The sequence below is a fragment of the Cyanothece sp. BG0011 genome (assembly GCF_003013815.1).
In the GTDB taxonomy this organism is placed as follows: Bacteria; Cyanobacteriota; Cyanobacteriia; order Cyanobacteriales; family Microcystaceae; genus Crocosphaera.
Genome location: NZ_PRLH01000010.1, coordinates 23,757 through 40,394, shown reverse-complemented (window position 1 = coordinate 40,394; position 16,638 = coordinate 23,757). Strand labels below are relative to the sequence as shown.

Here is a 16,638-nt window from a genome sequence, read left to right as displayed (position 1 = left end):
AGAATATGGCTTATCTGATAATCCCAATGCCCAAGAAATGAATGCAAAAATGAAAGAATTACTCAATGATTGTGGCATTAAATTACTCACCGATGCCGAAGATCCTGCCGATGAATGGGCCGGTAAAGTAATGTGTGATGAAACAGGAGAAAGTTACGGAACTAATAGTTATTGGATCTTTAAATTATCTCCGTCTCAATTTACAGATATTAACTATGCTGTCGTTGATAAAGCAGGAGTTAAACCTACCATTAACTGGGGCTTTAACTAACCTTTAAATTGTATCAAGTGTATTCAGCAAGGATCACCAATTGGTGATCCTTGCTGATCTCATCAAGATAACTGCTATGAGTCCATAGACACTAAGCGATCGCCCTTAACTTACCCTTTATGTAAAGTTTTATTGCAACAACTTGAATAATTTGCTATAGTATGTATAGAAAAGCTTAATGGGTCTATGTTGGTTCACTATCAACAATAAATTAGTTGTTTTTATAGGACAATAATTATACAGTCATCGTGTATTGTATGCCGAATTAGAGCATCGTGGAGGTATCTTCAATGAGTTTGTCAAAAACCATCACCATCAGCAACTATAAATTTTGCGATCGCCTTGAAACTCTCTGAGCATCAACGGGTTACATTGTTTCAATTTTCCCTAACTGAATTCATCTTTATTGAGGGATGATATCAAGGGAACGCTTATTAATTAGTATGAGGAGGCTAACTTAATGATAGTCAACTGGATCTGGTCGTTTATTGTATGGTCTATTGGCGTAGTAACAGTTATTAGTATTTCTATTAGTTAATTATCTATTGATGATTTATTAGTGTAAAACTTATACACTGTTTGTAACAAAAACAATCCCTCTTAATCAGGGGGATTTATTTATGTAACAAAATGAAATAATCCCTGAACTAACAAAGGAACAAATAAAAAGCCATCAATAACCACTGAATAAATAGGTCGAGGGGTTGAGGGCTTAAGTATCTGTAAATACAACAGAGTAATAAAAATAGCAATTATTATCTCTGGGTTAAATGGTAGTAAGAAAGATGACCAAGCCCAAACCCATAGCACTAACACCGATACATTGAGAATAGATAGTAAAATTTTCATTCTGTCTATTCCCATCATCAAAGGTAAAGTAATCACTCCTTTTTCTTGATCTGAGTCTATATCTCGTAAATCAAAACTATGGGAATTCGTAACAATGAAAATAAACAAAAATAAGGTAGTCAAAATAAAAGGAAGTCCTTGAGGCTGATAGTTAGCATACGCACAAGGCAAACTAACAACAGCATAAGTAATAATACCACCCACAATCCACGCTTTAGACCCAGGAATATCCTTAAGTCGATACCATTGATTTGATCCAGGAAACAAAGGAACCCCATAAATTAAAGGCAAAATACCCACTAAACTAACGTAGCGAACAGCAGTCGGTGCAAACCATAATAGGGTAACAACAACAGTCAATCCTAAAACTATCAAAAACCAAACTAAAAACCCTGGCTTTTGAAAATAAGATTGAACATTGCGATCGGGACTTTTTTGAACATAAGCATCGACTACCCGATCCACATGATAAGGAATTAAAGCAGCCCCGAAACAAAATAACGGCGATCGCCAATCTAAGGGAAGTCCCATCAACAATTGAAAACTAAAACAAAGGGAGGCAATGGCAGAAGCCACCCAAATATTAGAATAAATAAGGGTTTCTAAGAAGAAATTACGCCATTTTTGCTGATTAAATAAGTTAAGATTTTTACTCACTGATTAAGATTCTTTAGAATTGGGATCAAGTTCAAAGCGATCGCGATCTCGTTGTTGCATTTCGTCGAACACTTCTACCGGTTCTGAAGGTGCAAAGTCAACCCCTGTTGCGTCTCCAATGTCATCAACATTATTTTGATCCGGTGTGGGAGTATCACCACCGATCGCTTCTTCTCCGACCACTTTAGCTTGTTCTGTCATCGCGTCCGGGTCCCCTGCAGTGGTGTTTTCTCCCGATGCAAGACGATAGTCATCAGATTCGAGGGTTGCACCCATTCCGGTGTTGCGGTCGCTGACTCCTGGGGGAATAGTATTGGGTTCAGAGGGTTCAGTGATTTTGCGATCGGGTATTTCGTTAGGATTAGATGAAGATAACGGTTGAGAAGAATTGTTTGTCTGTACCATAATAATAAGATAATTAATTTAGTTATCATTTATTACCCTAACGACTAAAAATAAGCCTGTTCATCTTCCAAACGGTAGAGTTACTAGGTTTCTATGAGATAATCACTATTAGTAGAGCATTAACCATTAAAATGAAAGAATCTTTCACCATTATTATTACAGGAATCACTAAAGGATTAGGAAGAGCTTTAGGAGAAGAATTAATTAAAAAAGGCCATAAAATTATTGGCTGTGGTCGTTCTATTGAGGAGATAGAAAAACTCAATCATCTTTACCCGAATCATGATTTTGATGTGGTTGATTTATCTAATAACCAACAAGTACAAACATGGAGCAATCGAGTGATCGAACAATGGGGAAGCCCTGATTTTTTAATCAACAATGCAGCTATTATTAATCAACCTTTACCTTTATGGGAAATTAGTGAAGCAGATTTTATTCAATTAACCGATATTAATATTAATGGCGTGGTACGAACCATTAGGGGATTTTTGCCGGCGATGATGGCAAAAAAGAAAGGCATTATTGTTAATTTTAGTTCGGGATGGGGTCGTTCAACCTCTCCTGAAGTGGTTCCCTATTGTACTTCAAAATGGGCGATTGAAGGGTTATCCCAAGGATTAGCTCAAGAAGTTCCTAAAGGAATCGGAATCATTGCGTTAAATCCAGGCATTATTAACACTGAAATGTTACAAACTTGTTGGGGAGAAAATGCTAATGGTTTTGAATCTCCTGAGCAATGGAGCAAAAAAGCTGCTCCTTTTATTTTAAAGCTAACTGCCAAGAATAATGGTCAATCTTTGACGGTTTCATAGATTAAAGTTTAGATTTACCTATTGTATATAAACAGATTATTATTAATGGAATTGATTATGCGATCGCCAACTATTACCGGCATCAATGTTGATGAATTTATTAGTCAATATGGAGATAATGAACGTTATGAACTGATTGATGGGGAATTAGTTGATCTGGAACCGACAGGAACCCATGAACAAGTAGCAGCTTTCATTAGTCGAAAGTTCAATGTTGAAATTGATCGCTTTAATCTACCCTTTTTTATTCCTCATCGTTGTTTAATTCAACCTTTGAGTTCTATTAGTGCGTTTCGTCCTGATGTTATTATTCTTGATGAAAATGCTTTAAAAAATGAACCTCTTTGGAGTCATGAACCTGTGATTACATTGGGAACAACTATTAAATTAGTGGTAGAAGTTGTTAGTAATAACTGGCAAAATGATTATGCACGTAAATATGAAGATTACGAGTCTTTAAAAATTCCTGAATATTGGATTGTTGATTATTTAGGAATTGGAGGAAAATACTATATTGGGAGTCCTAAACAACCGACTATAACAATTTGTCAGTTAGTTAATGATGAATATCAAAAAGTGTTGTTACGTCAAGGAGATATTATTAAATCTGCCTTATTTCCTAACCTTCAGTTAAACTGTGATCAACTATTTTCTTTTGTTAAATAATAATATGTTGTCCGATTAATTACGTAGGGTGCGCAAAATTTTCATTATTATGATATTTTAAGATAAGTTTAGATTTTTGAGGGAATTACTGAATACATCTTAATTATAAAATATAAAGATGGTAAAGTAAAGGAGTAAAGGAGCAAAACCATAAAGCCCTTTAAAATAAAAGATCAACTAATTCAAACAATACATTTTTAAACTATTATGACTCAAGTAACCTTATCTCAAGATATTCTTATTGGTATTACCAAACTTGCTAATGAATTAAACTTGTCTGTTGATGAACTATTACAACAAATTAGTCAAGGTAAGTTAACAGTAATTGATGTAGAAGAATTAGAGGACTTATTAGATATACGAGATGCTATACTAGCTGAAAATGACCCTAAAAATCAAGAAAGAATTGCTTGGGAAGATGTCAAAAAAGATTTAAACTTATAATTTAAAATATGACAGAATATAAAATTGAATTTTTAAAAAGCGCAAAAAAAGAACTTTCTAAACTTCCTAGAGATGTTCAAGAAAGAATCAGAGATAAAATTGATATGTTAAAAATTAATCCTTATCCTTCTGGTATAAAAAAACTAAAAAACGGACAGGGAAGACTAAGAATAAGGGTAGGTGAATATCGAATTATTTATAAAATAGAAAAAGATATTTTAGTTATTTTAGTTATTAAAATTGGTCATCGTCGTCAAATCTATCGAAACTAGATAAGTATATTTTAAATAATAAATACTATTGCGCTACCAAAAGAGGATAGTTTGTTGCAACAAGCAAACTTATGTAGAGAAATATTAATTTTTTAGTTGATGCTCTTCATAAAGAGTCAATGTAGAAATAGATGTTAAAAATTCCCAAAAAATCCCCTTAACTTTTGTGTAGTAATAGCACACTAAAGAAGGGATCACTATGATTGTACACACTTAGGGGAATTTAGGAGGAACAATGGGTATCGCTACAGTTAACCCAGCAACGGGAGAAACAGTAAAAATCTTTGAACCGACACCGGTAGACGAGATTGAGGTTAAACTGGCTTTAGCAGAGACGACCTTTAAACAGTATCGCAAAATCTCCCTTGAACAAAGAAGTCAATGGTTAAAGGCGGCTGCTGATATTTTAGAAAGAGATCAACGTAAACTAGGGGAAACCATGACCCTAGAAATGGGTAAACCGATCAAAAGCGCGATCGCAGAAGCCAAAAAATGCGCTTTGGTGTGTCGTTATTACGCAGACAATGCTGCTGAGTTTCTCAAAGATGTGGAAGCCGAAACGGATGCCAGTCGTAGCTTTATCCGTTATCAACCCCTAGGGGTCATTCTAGCCGTGATGCCTTGGAATTTTCCCTTGTGGCAAGTCTTTCGCTTTGCTGCCCCTGCATTGATGGCCGGTAATGTAGGCATTCTCAAACACGCCTCTAACGTCCCTCAATGCGCCTTAGCTATTGAAGCTATCCTCGCAGAAGCAGGGTTTCCGGCAGGTTGTTTTCAAACTCTACTGATCGGTGCGTCTCAGGTAGAATCGATTATTAATGATCCTAGGGTAAAAGCCGCGACATTAACCGGAAGTGAACCTGCCGGGGCTAGTTTAGCATCAGCAGCCGGTAAACAGATTAAAAAAGTTGTTTTAGAATTAGGGGGTAGTGATCCCTTTATTGTCCTAGAAAGTGCCGATATTGAAGCAGCAGCCACCACTGCCGTCACGGCTAGAATGTTAAACAATGGTCAGTCTTGTATTGCTGCAAAACGCTTTATTTTAGCCGAGTCCATCGCCGATGAATTTCAAGCATTACTCGTAGAAAAATTTAAAGCCCTCAAAGTAGGGGACCCCATGGAAGAAGACACCGACATTGGTCCGTTGGCTAATGCCTCAATGTTATTAGAACTCAATCAACAAGTTCAAGAAACCGTGACAAAAGGAGGGACAATACTATTAGGAGGTCAAGTGGTCAGCGATCGCCCTGGTTACTTTTATCAACCGACTATTTTAACGGATATTCCTGTAGATTCTCCTGGTTATTACGACGAATTCTTTGGGCCGGTGGCTTTACTCTTCCGGGTTAAGGATATCGATGAAGCTATTGAATTAGCTAATGATACCATCTTTGGATTAGGGTCTAGTGCTTGGACCAATGATCCGGCCCAACAAGATCGCTTAATTGAAGAGATTGAAGCCGGATGTGTCTTTATCAACGGTATGGTCAAATCTGACCCTCGCCTACCTTTCGGGGGAATCAAGCGATCGGGTTACGGACGGGAATTAAGCATCGAAGGAATGCAAGAATTTCTTAATGTTAAAACCGTGTGGATTAAATGAGGAATCGACCATAAACAGTGGTTTTTGTCAAGGATCTTTCGTTAAATTAGACTAAGGGAAATTTGATAATCCATCCTAAACTCCCGAAATAATCTGGATAAGAGGATTTCGGGAGTCACTATTGACTAATCAGTATTAAGGGAACAAACAAGATGGGGGAAATGAACACAGCAGAATTATTAGTGAAATGCCTCGAAAATGAAGGGGTAGAGTACATTTTTGGCTTGCCAGGGGAAGAAAACTTACATATCCTTGAGGCACTCAAAGACTCTTCTATTCAATTTATCACCACTCGTCATGAACAAGGGGCCGCTTTCATGGCCGATGTGTATGGACGACTCACCGGTAAAGCAGGGGTCTGTTTATCTACCCTCGGACCAGGGGCAACCAATTTGATGACTGGGGTAGCCGATGCTAACTTAGATGGTGCGGCTTTAGTGGCCATTACGGGACAGGTGGGAACCGATAGAATGCACATCGAGTCCCATCAATATCTGGACTTAGTGGCCATGTTTGCACCAGTAACGAAATGGAACAAACAAATTGTTCGGCCTAGTATTACTCCAGAAGTCACCCGAAAAGCTTTTAAATTGGCACAAAGCGAGAAACCAGGGGCAGTTCATATCGATCTCCCTGAAAATATCGCAGCCATGCCGGTTGACGGCCAACCCTTAAAACGGGACGACCAAGAAAAAACCTACGCTTCCTATCGCAGTTTAAACGCAGCGGCCATGGCGATTTCTAAGGCCAAAAACCCCTTAATTTTAGTGGGCAATGGCACTATTCGGGCCCATGCGAGTGAAGCGTTAACAGAATTTGCCACCACGCTCAATATTCCCGTGGCGAATACCTTTATGGGTAAAGGGGCCGTTCCTTACACCCATCCTCTCTCCTTATGGACTGTGGGACTCCAACAACGAGATGTCATTACCTGCGCCTTTGAACAAAGCGATCTGGTGATTGCTGTGGGGTATGATTTAATCGAATATTCCCCCAAAAAATGGAACCCGGAAGGAACCACCCCCATTATCCATATTGGTATGACTCCGGCGGAAATTGATAGCAGTTATATTCCTTTAGTGGAAGTGGTGGGAGATATTTCTGACTCCTTAATGGATATTTTAAAACGGGCCGATCGCCAAGGAAAATCAACGTCTGTTGCTGCTGGTGTTCGCACTAAATTAGTGACAGAGTATGACCATTATGCCCATGATGAAGGGTTTCCCATCAAACCCCAAAAAATTATCTATGATCTCCGTCAGGTCATGGGGCCAGAAGATATCGTCATCTCTGATGTGGGGGCCCATAAAATGTGGATGGCCCGTCATTATCATTGTGATACCCCGAATACTTGTCTCATTTCTAATGGGTTTGCTGCGATGGGGATCGCCATTCCTGGGGCGATCGCAGCTAAGTTAGTGGCACCGGATAAGAAGGTGGTTGCAGTCACAGGAGACGGCGGTTTTATGATGAACTGTCAAGAGTTAGAAACGGCTTTACGGGCCGGTACGCCTTTTGTTACCCTAATTTTCAATGACAATGGTTATGGTCTCATTGAATGGAAACAAATCAATCAATTTGGTAAGTCTTCTTTCATTAAGTTTACGAATCCAGACTTTGTTAAATTTGCTGAAAGTATGGGGTTAAAAGGGTATCGAGTCGAGTCGGCTGATGATTTAGTTCCTACTTTGAAAACCGCCTTAGAACAAGGGGTTCCGGCTGTTATTGATTGTCCAGTTGACTATCAAGAAAATATCCGTTTCTCGCAAAAATCTGGGGATTTAAGTTGTCAAGTTTGGGAGTAAAATTTTAAAAGTAGGGTGGGCATTGCCCACCCTACTTTTAAAGCTTGTCAAGAAACCATTTTTATCCGTAATTATTGATTTAAGGCAACGGCGAGTTGATATTTTTGACTTACTTTATCCAAAAAACCGATTAATATTTTATTATCTATTTCATCAGATAAAAACTTCGACAATGTTTGAATTTTATCTGATAGTTCTTGATACTTCTTGAGATCACTTTTCCACAAAGTAGGATTATTCAAAATTTCTACAATATCACCATAAGATACCATTTCCGTGTTGTAAAAAGCTTTTTTCCAAATTACACGCTTACTGGTAAAAGCAAGTCCTTCTTTGCTATCATCCCAGATACTACTATCGATTAAACTAATCACTTTTTCATCAGCTTCAAGGGTTAACCAGCTTTTATGGGCATTAACCAGTAAGTTTAGAGGAATATTCGGTGCAGCAAACCCTTCTTCTGTTGAATAGTGATCTTGTATTCCACTGATTACTAACTCTTCAAAAGAACCCATAATAGGCTGTTCAGTCAAGGTATACAGTCGTGTTTCTAATTGCTCTAAAAGTCCTTGATCTCGTTTTTTCTGAGACTGTAAAACTGACCAAATCATATAAGCGGTTCCCGATGCAACTAATGCAACTCCCCCTGTCACTACGCTTAAGCCACCTAACGCTGCCATCGTGGTTGTAATAGCAGCAGCCCCCGATAAAGTACCAGCAACCCCTAACGCCGTCGCTGCCGTCCAAGTTGCAAACATGGCTGTCATACTTATGAGTGTTCCGCCACTAATGGCAATTCCTAGATTGGTCAAGTCTTCTGAATCCATTTGTGAGACTAATCCAATGGAGACAATGCCAGCCGCACCAATTAAGGCCGCGCCTCCGGTAACAACGGCTAATCCTCCTAACATTCCTAAACCACCAGAAGCAATCGAACCTCCCCCTAACAATGCTAATGTACTATTGGTAGCAGCCGCCCCTGATAAGGTTGCGATGGGCACCCCTGTTGATGCTTCAAGACCAACGGCAGAAACTAATTTAGTTAAAGCAGGTGTCACATTTCCCCCTTTGCGATAGGCTTCTTTTAATAGGTCTTGAACCTCTTCCCCTTGGTCAACTAAATCATTAATCTGGTCGGTCAAATCTTGTTGATTATCTCTCTTTCCTTGTAGATAAGTGCTTACATAAACAATTTTGGCATTAGCCGGTAAATCAGAGTGTAAAATAAAGTCATCAAAACCTAGAATATCGTCAGGGTTAGGAGCTTCTTTACCATCTCTGATAGCTTGATAAATTGATAAGTATTCTTCCTTGCTATCTGAATTCAGTTGTTGATTATTATTAATTTCGTCCCTAATGAGATAATCGACAGTTAACGCTCTAGAAATAGCACTCCCTAAACCATAAGTTTGTTTAAGAGAATCAGAAAGGTCTGAACTATAAATAATAGAATCAAGTTGAGTTAATGTTTGCCAGTTGGGAATGGGAAGACTTGACTTAATATATTCAAAAGTTCCCTTTATAAGCCTTTTTTGTTCTTGATTAAGGGCTGACTCCTCTAAAGTAATATTGATTGTCTCAGCAATTTTTAAGAGACGAGAATTTTTACTAGCAATTTCATAGCGATTCTTGATAGTTTCATCTAAATTAGAGGTAGAAATTACATAATCTAGTAACTCTAATTCTACACCACTAATAGCTTGACCATCTTCTACTTGCTCGTATTTTGACTTACAAAGATTTTTACTATAATTATTTAAGAACTTCGTTTGATCTATTGCTTCATAAACTTTATAACCTAATCTTACTTGAGAATCGTATAGCGTATAAAGTTCAAAAAAGCAATCATTTCCTTGAGATCCAATCCCTTTAACTTGAATAGTCATTTGGTTACGACAATGGGAAGGAATATCTAGTAAATAGGATTCACCAGAGTATAAGTTAAAATTCATTTTGCCCCCTTGTCGAGCCTTGACAAAAGGAACAAAAATGATATATTTTTCTTGTATCAAGTTATTTTGTTGGGTTTCATCGGCGATCGCCTGAGATGAAAAGAGAAAATCTTTAGTTAGTAACCCTAGTGTTAATAAAGCGGTACTACGGCAAAACTGACGACGATTAAAACGGGAAGAGATCATAATAATTAAGCTAAGTTTTCTGACCAATGAAGAGGCTTTTTGATGACAGAAAAGAAAAATAATCTTTCGCCCATCCTCTCTTAATAGTTTTCCCAGTTCAAGGTGTAAAATTAACATTTATCATGAAACTTTTTTAACTTGTTTCTTCTCTTTCTGTTTTACGAGGATATTAAATATTTGCACATCTTACAAAATTTAGGCGATTTCTTCAATTAAAATTCTTCCTTCAACTCTCTCATATTCATCTTCTAATAACCATAATTTTGCTTCTTCATAACTAGAACAAGCATAAACAAGCTGATAGTTTTCTTTGGGGTCATAAATAGCAAAATTACCTTGATCATCTCCTAGTAATATCAGAACATAAGGAGGTATAGCTGTAGAATCAATCCAAATTTCAGTTAAGATCCAATTATTAACTAGGTCGAGTTCGGGGGGTAACATGATATTTGTTTCTTGTTACTTTACTAGAGCCTTTATCTGAGGGTGATTTTTTAACAGTTCTTAATACTTGAGGTAGTCCAGGTCAAAAACTAATCTAAAATTTTTAGCTTTCATTAAGGTTCGGCTTTATAATATTGGCTAGAAGTAAGAGTATGTAGTCGCAACTTTTGATCATTGAGTTGTCAAGTATATCAAGAATTCATGACAATTAAACCACCCCCAAACATACAAATAGCTGTTACCCAGAATAATCAAAAACATTGGTATATTCCCCATGATCAAGCCATTCCTAGACCTGATAATGACTCACATATAACTCAAATATTAGTCGGAATTTATACATTAGATTTGGTCAAAATTAATGAAATAGACCAAACGGTTTATATTGATTTTTATTTAGGTTTGCAATGGTATGATTGTCGTTTAGATGCTTCATTATCGAATCCCAATGCTTCTCCCTATCAATGTAAACTTGAGCAAGTTTGGCATCCAAATCTACATATTATTAATCAACGTCATCTAGATAAAGAATTAGATGAAATTGTCCACATTAATCCTCAAGGAATTGTTACTTATCGGCAGCGATTTTATGGACAATTATCTACCAGTCTTGATTTAAAGCGGTTTCCTTTTGATGAGCAAACTATCAAAGTTGAACTCATATCCTTTAGTTATTCCCCTGAAGAAATTCATTTCATAGAAGCAGACGAACTCAATGGAATTAGTAATGAAATTTCTTTAATTAATTGGTCGATCACAGAAATTAGTACCCATAGTCACGGTCATTATCTACAACCGGAACAGCAGGAATATGCAAGATTTGACTATCAAATTAAAGTTCAAAGACATTCTCATTTTTATGCTTGGCGTGTTCTTTTTCCTGTGGCTTTAATTGTGTTAATGTCAGATTTAGTATTTTGGTTAGAACCCACACAAGTCATTCCTCAAATTACCTTAGCTACGGCTACGATGGTGAGTTTAATTACTTATCAATTTATTTTACGGCAAGAACTCCCAAAAATGAACTATTTAACCGCAGAAGATAAAGTGATTGTGGGGGCAATGTTATTAGTGTTTCTTGCTTTAGTTGAATCTGTTACCAGTATTAATTTAGTTGCTGGAGGTTATCGTGATTTAGCGTTATATTTAGACGACGTTTTAAAATGGTTAGTCCCTGTTTTGTTTATGGGTTTAGCTGCGTTTGCGTTTTGGGTATAAAAAAGAGGTTAACAACAGTTAACCTCTAAAAATTCCAATTAAATAATTAATCCTTAAGCTTCAGGTTTAACGTAACAGAAGCTAAGATGGATAAGATTACGTTTCCAAGGATGTGCTTGTATTTCCTTGACAACCGCTTGACCATTCCAAGATAAATCAGGAATATTAACATCAATGACGGTTTCATCAACGGTAACCCCTCTAAGCATTAAGGCCGCTTCTTTTTGATCTACGGTTAATTGTATGGATTCTGTGCCATTATGACCGTATAAGGTAGCAGGAATAATCCCTTCACGACGTAAAGCATTACCTTTAACATTTTCGGGACGTTTTTTACATTCAATGGATAAAGACATAGGAATTACTCTCTGTTTAGTTAATAAAGTTATTCATGGTTGGTGACCGGATCACCGTTTGCATCAAGCAGGGCCCGTTTAGGCCCGTGAATGGGATCTTCAACGATAATGGTTTGATCCCGACTGGCCCCCAAGGAAACGATCGCAATAGACACCTCCATCAATTCCGCTAAGAATTTGAGATAATCTAAAGCTTCCTGGGGTAAATCTTCCAAACTGCGACAGTTTTCCGTTGATTGTTGCCATCCGGGCAAGGTTTCGTAGATGGGGGTACAACGGGCGAATTCACTGGCGTTACTCGGGAAATGGTGACAAGTTTGGCCGTCTAATTCGTAAGCGGTACAGACTTTAATCTCGGCTAACTCATCGAGAACATCTAACTTAGTGATCGCTAAACAGTCCAAACCATTGACTCGTACCGCATAGCGACCGATCACCGCATCGAACCAACCACAGCGACGACGGCGGCCTGTGGTGGTCCCAAACTCTGCCCCGCGATCGCACAATTGTTGACCAATGTCTCCGTGTAATTCTGTGGGAAAGGGACCCTCGCCGACACGGGTGGTGTAAGCTTTAGCCACTCCAATGACGCGATCAATGACCGTCGGGCCGACACCCGATCCCACACAGGCCCCGCCCGCAATGGGATTGGAGGAGGTGACATAGGGATAAGTCCCGTGATCTAAGTCGAGTAGAGTTCCCTGGGCCCCTTCAAAGAGAATATTTTTCCGTTGTTGGATGGCTTCATAAATTTTCAGAGAACTATCAATCACATAGGGTCTGAGTTGATCGGCATAATTGATATATTCTTCAATAACAACTTTAGGATCTAACGGATCTAAGTTATAAAGCTTTTCTAAAATAACGTTTTTATAATTAATTGTCCATTCTAATTTCTCTTGGAGTTCATCGGGGTTCATTAAATCTACCACCCGAATGCCGGTTCTTTCTGATTTATCGGCATAGGTTGGCCCAATACCTCGGCCAGTTGTGCCAATTTTCTTTTTCCCCCGTCTTTGTTCTGATGCTTGATCAAACAAACGATGATAGGGCATGGTGACATGGGCGGTTTGGGAGATAAAAAGGTTATCTGTTGCCACATTAAGGCTTTTCAGTTGTCCCAATTCTTCGAGTAACACTTTAGGATCAATTACTGTCCCTGAACCGATAATACATTCTGTCTCAGGATACAAAATGCCTGATGGGATCAGGTGTAATTTAAAAGTTTGTCCCTGCACAACGATGGTATGGCCTGCATTAACCCCTCCTTGGGGTCGTACCACCACATCTGCTGAACGACTCAATAAATCGGTGATTTTCCCTTTTCCTTCGTCGCCCCATTGAGCGCCGATTACAATTACGTTAGCCAAGATTTTATAAAGTAGCTAGAGTTCACACAATCTACCATTATATATGATTGACAGCAATTTTGTCAATCCTTTTGCTAAGAATTAGACAATACAAAACTGATTAAGAAATCCCCACACCCTACACCCTACACCCGAATCCCTTAATTGATCGCATTTAAGGAATAATTAAAATAGGACAAGGGGCAAGATTAATCACTAAATTGGTCACACTTTCTGAAGCCCCGTCAGAGGTTAAGCCGAGACCTCGTGACCCCATAACAATTAAGTTTGCATTAATTTCATCAGCCACATCGCAAATAATAAACGGGGGTTTTCCTTCCTTTTCAATAATTTCGGCTTCAATGCCTTGATCGGCAAACAAAGCTTGGGCCCCTTGTAATAATTGGGCGACGGCCTCAGTCGATGTCATAATTCCCCCTTGGGAAATGCCCTGGCCGTCAGGGGTTTTTTCCACCACTGATAATAAGATTAAACGACTATCATAGGTCTTGACTAAATTAATCACGGTGGTAACCGCTTCACGGGTTTCTCGACTCTGATCTACCGGGAACAAAATTGTCTTAAACATAACTTATTTCTCTCCTAGATACCGATTCAGGTACAATCAGCAATACTCTGCGATCGCTTGCCCCCATCTCTATTTTATTCTCTCAGGGGTTGGGGGTGGTTGTATTTAAGCACAAGCTGATTTAATCTTTTTTTAAGCATCATTGAGCCATCATTGGAGGATATTGACTGTGTCTAAGAAAACTGTTGCTAATTTATCACAAGGGGATCTCGCAGGAAAGCGCGTATTAGTACGGGTTGATTTTAACGTTCCTTTGGACGATGGAACCATTAGCGATGATACTCGTATTCGGGCTGCCCTCCCTACCATTAAAGAATTAATCACCAATGGGGCAAAAGTCGTCCTCTGTAGCCACATGGGTCGTCCCAAGGGTAAAGTGGTCGACAGCATGAGTTTAAAGCCTGTAGCGACCCGTTTATCGGAGTTATTAGGACAAGATGTGACCATGTGTGACGACTGTGTGGGGGACTCTGTAACCGCAGCCATTGCTAAACTAGAAAATGGTCAGGTTGCTTTATTAGAGAATCTTCGTTTCCATGCAGAAGAAGAAGCGAATGATCCTGAGTTTGCTAAACAGTTAGCCGCCAACGCAGACTTATATGTTAATGATGCGTTTGGAACTGCCCACCGCGCCCATGCTTCGACTGAAGGCGTTACCCATCATTTAAGTCCCAGTGTTGCTGGTTATTTAATTGAAAAAGAACTTCAATATCTACAAGCTGCTATTGAAAACCCCCAACGTCCTTTAGCTGCTATTATCGGCGGTTCTAAGGTTTCTAGTAAAATTGGTGTGATTGAAACTTTACTCGATAAATGTGATAAGTTGCTCATCGGTGGGGGTATGATTTTCACTTTTTATAAAGCCCGTGGTCTCAATGTTGGTAAGTCTTTAGTTGAAGAAGATAAGTTAGAATTAGCGAAGTCTTTAGAAGCAAAAGCGAAAGAGAAAGGAGTGGAATTATTACTTCCTACCGATGTAGTTTTAGCGGATAATTTTGCTAAGGATGCTAACTCTAAAATTAGCAGCGTTGAAAGCATTGAAGATGGTTGGATGGGGTTAGATATTGGCCCTGACTCTGTTGAAGTGTTCAAGAAGGCTTTAGCTGACTGTAAAGCGGTGATTTGGAATGGTCCTATGGGGGTATTTGAATTTGAAAAATTCGCCAAAGGAACCGAAGCGATCGCTAATACCTTAGCAGAATTAACCGGCACCGGAACCACAACTATTATCGGCGGTGGTGACTCTGTTGCTGCGGTTGAAAAGGTTGGGGTTGCTGAGAAAATGAGCCACATTTCTACCGGTGGTGGGGCAAGTTTAGAACTGCTTGAAGGTAAGACTTTACCTGGTATTGCAGCGTTAGACGAAGCTTAATTTTACGATTCTTGGGTGGGTACAATGCCCACCTAATTATTAATTTTAAAATGTTATCAAATAAGTTTATTATTTTTGATTGTTTTCTTAAATAGCATTAGTAAAGATTTTAATTGCTTCAAGTTGAGAGGACATTAAAACACAATCTTCTAATAATTTAAAATTCAAATCAGGTAATAATTGACTTTTAAAAATTTGCTTATAATCATTATCTAATAAAGTATAAAGGAAAAATTTATTATTTTCCCATAACCACACTTCTTTAATTTGAAACCGTTTATATTTCTCTAATTTTTTAACACTTCCACTGGTAATATTAACTTCATTTGCTAAGTCAGGATCTTCTTTTTTTTCTCCAATGTAATAAGATTCATCGGGTTCAAAAGAAACCCCTTTTTCTTCTGACTCACGGGTTGCACTTCCAACAGGAATAAATTCAATTTCTTTTTGCCAAAAATAAATACCTAGTAAAATAGCAATGATACTTTTAATTGTTTCATGTTGTTCTCCTAAAGTGATTAATTCAATTACTCCATCTAAATAGGAAATTTTCACCCCTGGTTGTTGTTCTATTAACATTTTAATATCTTTAAACTGTTGCCAATCATAGCAACCTGGTAAGGTTAATTTTTGTTCTTTTACTGCTATATTTTTATTTATTATTGTTGAATTCATAATCTTGATACAGTTGATTTAACCAATTAACAAAAGTTTGTGCGATCGCTGGATTGTTTTCTAAGGCTTCAATTTCATATCATTTTATTAAACTCTCTATTTCTATTCATTTTCAAAAATTTCTCTAATATTACAACTAAAATCAGGTAATAAAGGACTGGTTAATTGATCAGTCTTGTATAAAGTCATTACTTTCTTTAAAATACCCTGATCACGACGATAAACTTCTATTAATTGTTGTTGACGATCAATAATCCAATATTCATAAACTCCATGAATTGAATATAGTTTTAACTTAGTTTGACGATCTCGTTTAATATCTTTTTCAGAAGTGGATAAAACTTCTATAATTAATTCTGGTGCAATCGTAAGATGTCCAGATTCATCAGTAAATTGATTTAACTTTTCATGACTAATCCAAATAACATCAGGAATCACTGCATCGGTTTCAGAAAAGATAATTCCTGGAGTCATAAATGCTTTGCCTAACTGTTTTTTTCGTGACCAATTTCTTAATTCTGCATATATATTACCAGCAATATCTTGATGATCTAAATGAGGCGCACGAGTCACAAATAAATCTCCATCAATTATTTCATAACGATTACTATTATCAGGTAATCCCTCTAAATCAGAAATTGTCCAACAAACTTTTTCGGTGGTTATAGAAGTCATAAAGTAATTACTCCTATTTAGAGTATTATACTATT

At 37.8% G+C, this 16,638-nt stretch carries 18 protein-coding genes; 9 read left to right on the top strand and 9 right to left on the bottom strand.

From position 1 onward, the window contains the following. A partial coding sequence (locus tag C4E06_RS03045) for a hypothetical protein (RefSeq protein WP_157951102.1) occupies positions 1 to 271 on the top strand: 271 nt, incomplete at its 5' end. Positions 272 to 889: 618 nt separating this feature from the next. Here the strand turns inward: C4E06_RS03045 and C4E06_RS03040 are convergent. Together C4E06_RS03040 and C4E06_RS03035 are read right to left on the bottom strand one after the other, a co-directional pair. Next, entirely contained in the window at positions 890 to 1,777 is an 888-nt protein-coding gene (locus C4E06_RS03040; RefSeq protein ID WP_107666754.1) for a UbiA family prenyltransferase, read from the bottom strand. Between the two features lie 3 nt (positions 1,778 to 1,780). Continuing rightward, on the bottom strand, positions 1,781 to 2,182 hold the full coding sequence (locus C4E06_RS03035; protein ID WP_107666753.1) for a DUF6335 family protein: 402 nt from the start codon (positions 2,180 to 2,182) through the stop codon (positions 1,781 to 1,783). 131 nt (positions 2,183 to 2,313) lie between these two features. Between C4E06_RS03035 and C4E06_RS03030 the strand changes: the two genes are divergently transcribed. The 6 genes from C4E06_RS03030 (at position 2,314) to C4E06_RS03005 (ending at position 7,787) form a co-directional block, all read left to right on the top strand. Then, complete coding sequence (locus C4E06_RS03030) at positions 2,314 to 2,997, top strand: SDR family oxidoreductase (protein ID WP_107666752.1); 684 nt, start codon at positions 2,314 to 2,316, stop codon at positions 2,995 to 2,997. Positions 2,998 to 3,042: 45 nt separating this feature from the next. Beyond that, the gene (locus C4E06_RS03025) at positions 3,043 to 3,663 is read left to right on the top strand and encodes a Uma2 family endonuclease (protein ID WP_107666751.1); all 621 of its coding nucleotides are present in this window, start codon (positions 3,043 to 3,045) and stop codon (positions 3,661 to 3,663) included. Between the two features lie 207 nt (positions 3,664 to 3,870). After that, positions 3,871 to 4,107 (top strand): hypothetical protein, encoded by a 237-nt coding sequence (locus C4E06_RS03020; protein WP_107666750.1) that lies wholly within the window; start codon positions 3,871 to 3,873, stop codon positions 4,105 to 4,107. 8 nt (positions 4,108 to 4,115) lie between these two features. Next, a complete protein-coding gene (locus tag C4E06_RS03015) occupies positions 4,116 to 4,379 on the top strand; it encodes a type II toxin-antitoxin system RelE/ParE family toxin (RefSeq protein WP_107666749.1) in 264 nt (87 codons plus the stop codon). Between the two features lie 235 nt (positions 4,380 to 4,614). After that, positions 4,615 to 5,982 (top strand): NAD-dependent succinate-semialdehyde dehydrogenase, encoded by a 1,368-nt coding sequence (locus C4E06_RS03010; protein WP_107666748.1) that lies wholly within the window; start codon positions 4,615 to 4,617, stop codon positions 5,980 to 5,982. A 152-nt stretch (positions 5,983 to 6,134) separates the two neighbouring features. Next, a complete protein-coding gene (locus tag C4E06_RS03005; protein WP_107666747.1) occupies positions 6,135 to 7,787 on the top strand; it encodes an acetolactate synthase large subunit in 1,653 nt (550 codons plus the stop codon). A 71-nt stretch (positions 7,788 to 7,858) separates the two neighbouring features. On the opposite strand, the gene C4E06_RS03000 is transcribed toward C4E06_RS03005, so the two are convergent. Together C4E06_RS03000 and C4E06_RS02995 are read right to left on the bottom strand one after the other, a co-directional pair. Next, on the bottom strand, positions 7,859 to 10,042 hold the full coding sequence (locus tag C4E06_RS03000; RefSeq protein ID WP_107666746.1) for a hypothetical protein: 2,184 nt from the start codon (positions 10,040 to 10,042) through the stop codon (positions 7,859 to 7,861). Positions 10,043 to 10,120: 78 nt separating this feature from the next. Further along, positions 10,121 to 10,369, bottom strand: a complete 249-nt coding sequence (locus tag C4E06_RS02995) for a hypothetical protein (protein ID WP_107666745.1) — start codon at positions 10,367 to 10,369, stop codon at positions 10,121 to 10,123. A gap of 201 nt (positions 10,370 to 10,570) precedes the next feature. Here C4E06_RS02995 and C4E06_RS02990 point away from each other — a divergent pair, with 201 nt between their 5' ends. Beyond that, positions 10,571 to 11,587, top strand: coding sequence for a flagellar biosynthesis protein FlgM (locus C4E06_RS02990; protein WP_107666744.1), 1,017 nt, complete (start codon positions 10,571 to 10,573; stop codon positions 11,585 to 11,587). Between the two features lie 53 nt (positions 11,588 to 11,640). Here C4E06_RS02990 and rplY read toward each other — a convergent pair whose 3' ends face one another. The 3 genes from rplY to C4E06_RS02975 form a co-directional block, all read right to left on the bottom strand. Next, complete coding sequence (gene rplY / locus C4E06_RS02985; RefSeq protein ID WP_107666743.1) at positions 11,641 to 11,943, bottom strand: 50S ribosomal protein L25; 303 nt, start codon at positions 11,941 to 11,943, stop codon at positions 11,641 to 11,643. Between the two features lie 29 nt (positions 11,944 to 11,972). Continuing rightward, a complete protein-coding gene (locus C4E06_RS02980; RefSeq protein ID WP_107666742.1) occupies positions 11,973 to 13,313 on the bottom strand; it encodes an adenylosuccinate synthase in 1,341 nt (446 codons plus the stop codon). Positions 13,314 to 13,467: 154 nt separating this feature from the next. Further along, entirely contained in the window at positions 13,468 to 13,881 is a 414-nt protein-coding gene (locus tag C4E06_RS02975; protein ID WP_107666741.1) for a universal stress protein, read from the bottom strand. Positions 13,882 to 14,050: 169 nt separating this feature from the next. On the opposite strand from C4E06_RS02975, the gene pgk reads away from it, so the two are divergent. After that, the gene (pgk, locus tag C4E06_RS02970; protein ID WP_107666740.1) at positions 14,051 to 15,253 is read left to right on the top strand and encodes a phosphoglycerate kinase; all 1,203 of its coding nucleotides are present in this window, start codon (positions 14,051 to 14,053) and stop codon (positions 15,251 to 15,253) included. An 87-nt stretch (positions 15,254 to 15,340) separates the two neighbouring features. Here pgk and C4E06_RS02965 read toward each other — a convergent pair whose 3' ends face one another. Together C4E06_RS02965 and C4E06_RS02960 are read right to left on the bottom strand one after the other, a co-directional pair. Further along, positions 15,341 to 15,928 carry a Uma2 family endonuclease gene (locus C4E06_RS02965; RefSeq protein ID WP_107666739.1) on the bottom strand — a complete coding sequence of 196 codons (588 nt, stop codon included), beginning with the start codon at positions 15,926 to 15,928 and terminating at the stop codon, positions 15,341 to 15,343. A gap of 102 nt (positions 15,929 to 16,030) precedes the next feature. Continuing rightward, complete coding sequence (locus C4E06_RS02960) at positions 16,031 to 16,603, bottom strand: Uma2 family endonuclease (RefSeq protein WP_107666738.1); 573 nt, start codon at positions 16,601 to 16,603, stop codon at positions 16,031 to 16,033. Positions 16,604 to 16,638: the final 35 nt, after the last annotated feature.

What these genes read in the sequence shown, in the direction of transcription:
- C4E06_RS03035 (WP_107666753.1), bottom strand. Translation starts at nt 2,182, where the DNA reads ATGGTACAGACAAACAATTCTTCTCAACCGTTATCTTCATCTAATCCT.
- C4E06_RS03030 (WP_107666752.1), top strand. Translation starts at nt 2,314, where the DNA reads ATGAAAGAATCTTTCACCATTATTATTACAGGAATCACTAAAGGATTA.
- C4E06_RS03025 (WP_107666751.1), top strand. Translation starts at nt 3,043, where the DNA reads ATGGAATTGATTATGCGATCGCCAACTATTACCGGCATCAATGTTGAT.
- C4E06_RS03020 (WP_107666750.1), top strand. Translation starts at nt 3,871, where the DNA reads ATGACTCAAGTAACCTTATCTCAAGATATTCTTATTGGTATTACCAAA.
- C4E06_RS03015 (WP_107666749.1), top strand. Translation starts at nt 4,116, where the DNA reads ATGACAGAATATAAAATTGAATTTTTAAAAAGCGCAAAAAAAGAACTT.
- C4E06_RS03010 (WP_107666748.1), top strand. Translation starts at nt 4,615, where the DNA reads ATGGGTATCGCTACAGTTAACCCAGCAACGGGAGAAACAGTAAAAATC.
- C4E06_RS03005 (WP_107666747.1), top strand. Translation starts at nt 6,135, where the DNA reads ATGGGGGAAATGAACACAGCAGAATTATTAGTGAAATGCCTCGAAAAT.
- C4E06_RS03000 (WP_107666746.1), bottom strand. Translation starts at nt 10,042, where the DNA reads ATGTTAATTTTACACCTTGAACTGGGAAAACTATTAAGAGAGGATGGG.
- C4E06_RS02995 (WP_107666745.1), bottom strand. Translation starts at nt 10,369, where the DNA reads ATGTTACCCCCCGAACTCGACCTAGTTAATAATTGGATCTTAACTGAA.
- C4E06_RS02990 (WP_107666744.1), top strand. Translation starts at nt 10,571, where the DNA reads ATGACAATTAAACCACCCCCAAACATACAAATAGCTGTTACCCAGAAT.
- rplY (WP_107666743.1), bottom strand. Translation starts at nt 11,943, where the DNA reads ATGTCTTTATCCATTGAATGTAAAAAACGTCCCGAAAATGTTAAAGGT.
- C4E06_RS02975 (WP_107666741.1), bottom strand. Translation starts at nt 13,881, where the DNA reads ATGTTTAAGACAATTTTGTTCCCGGTAGATCAGAGTCGAGAAACCCGT.
- C4E06_RS02965 (WP_107666739.1), bottom strand. Translation starts at nt 15,928, where the DNA reads ATGAATTCAACAATAATAAATAAAAATATAGCAGTAAAAGAACAAAAA.
- C4E06_RS02960 (WP_107666738.1), bottom strand. Translation starts at nt 16,603, where the DNA reads ATGACTTCTATAACCACCGAAAAAGTTTGTTGGACAATTTCTGATTTA.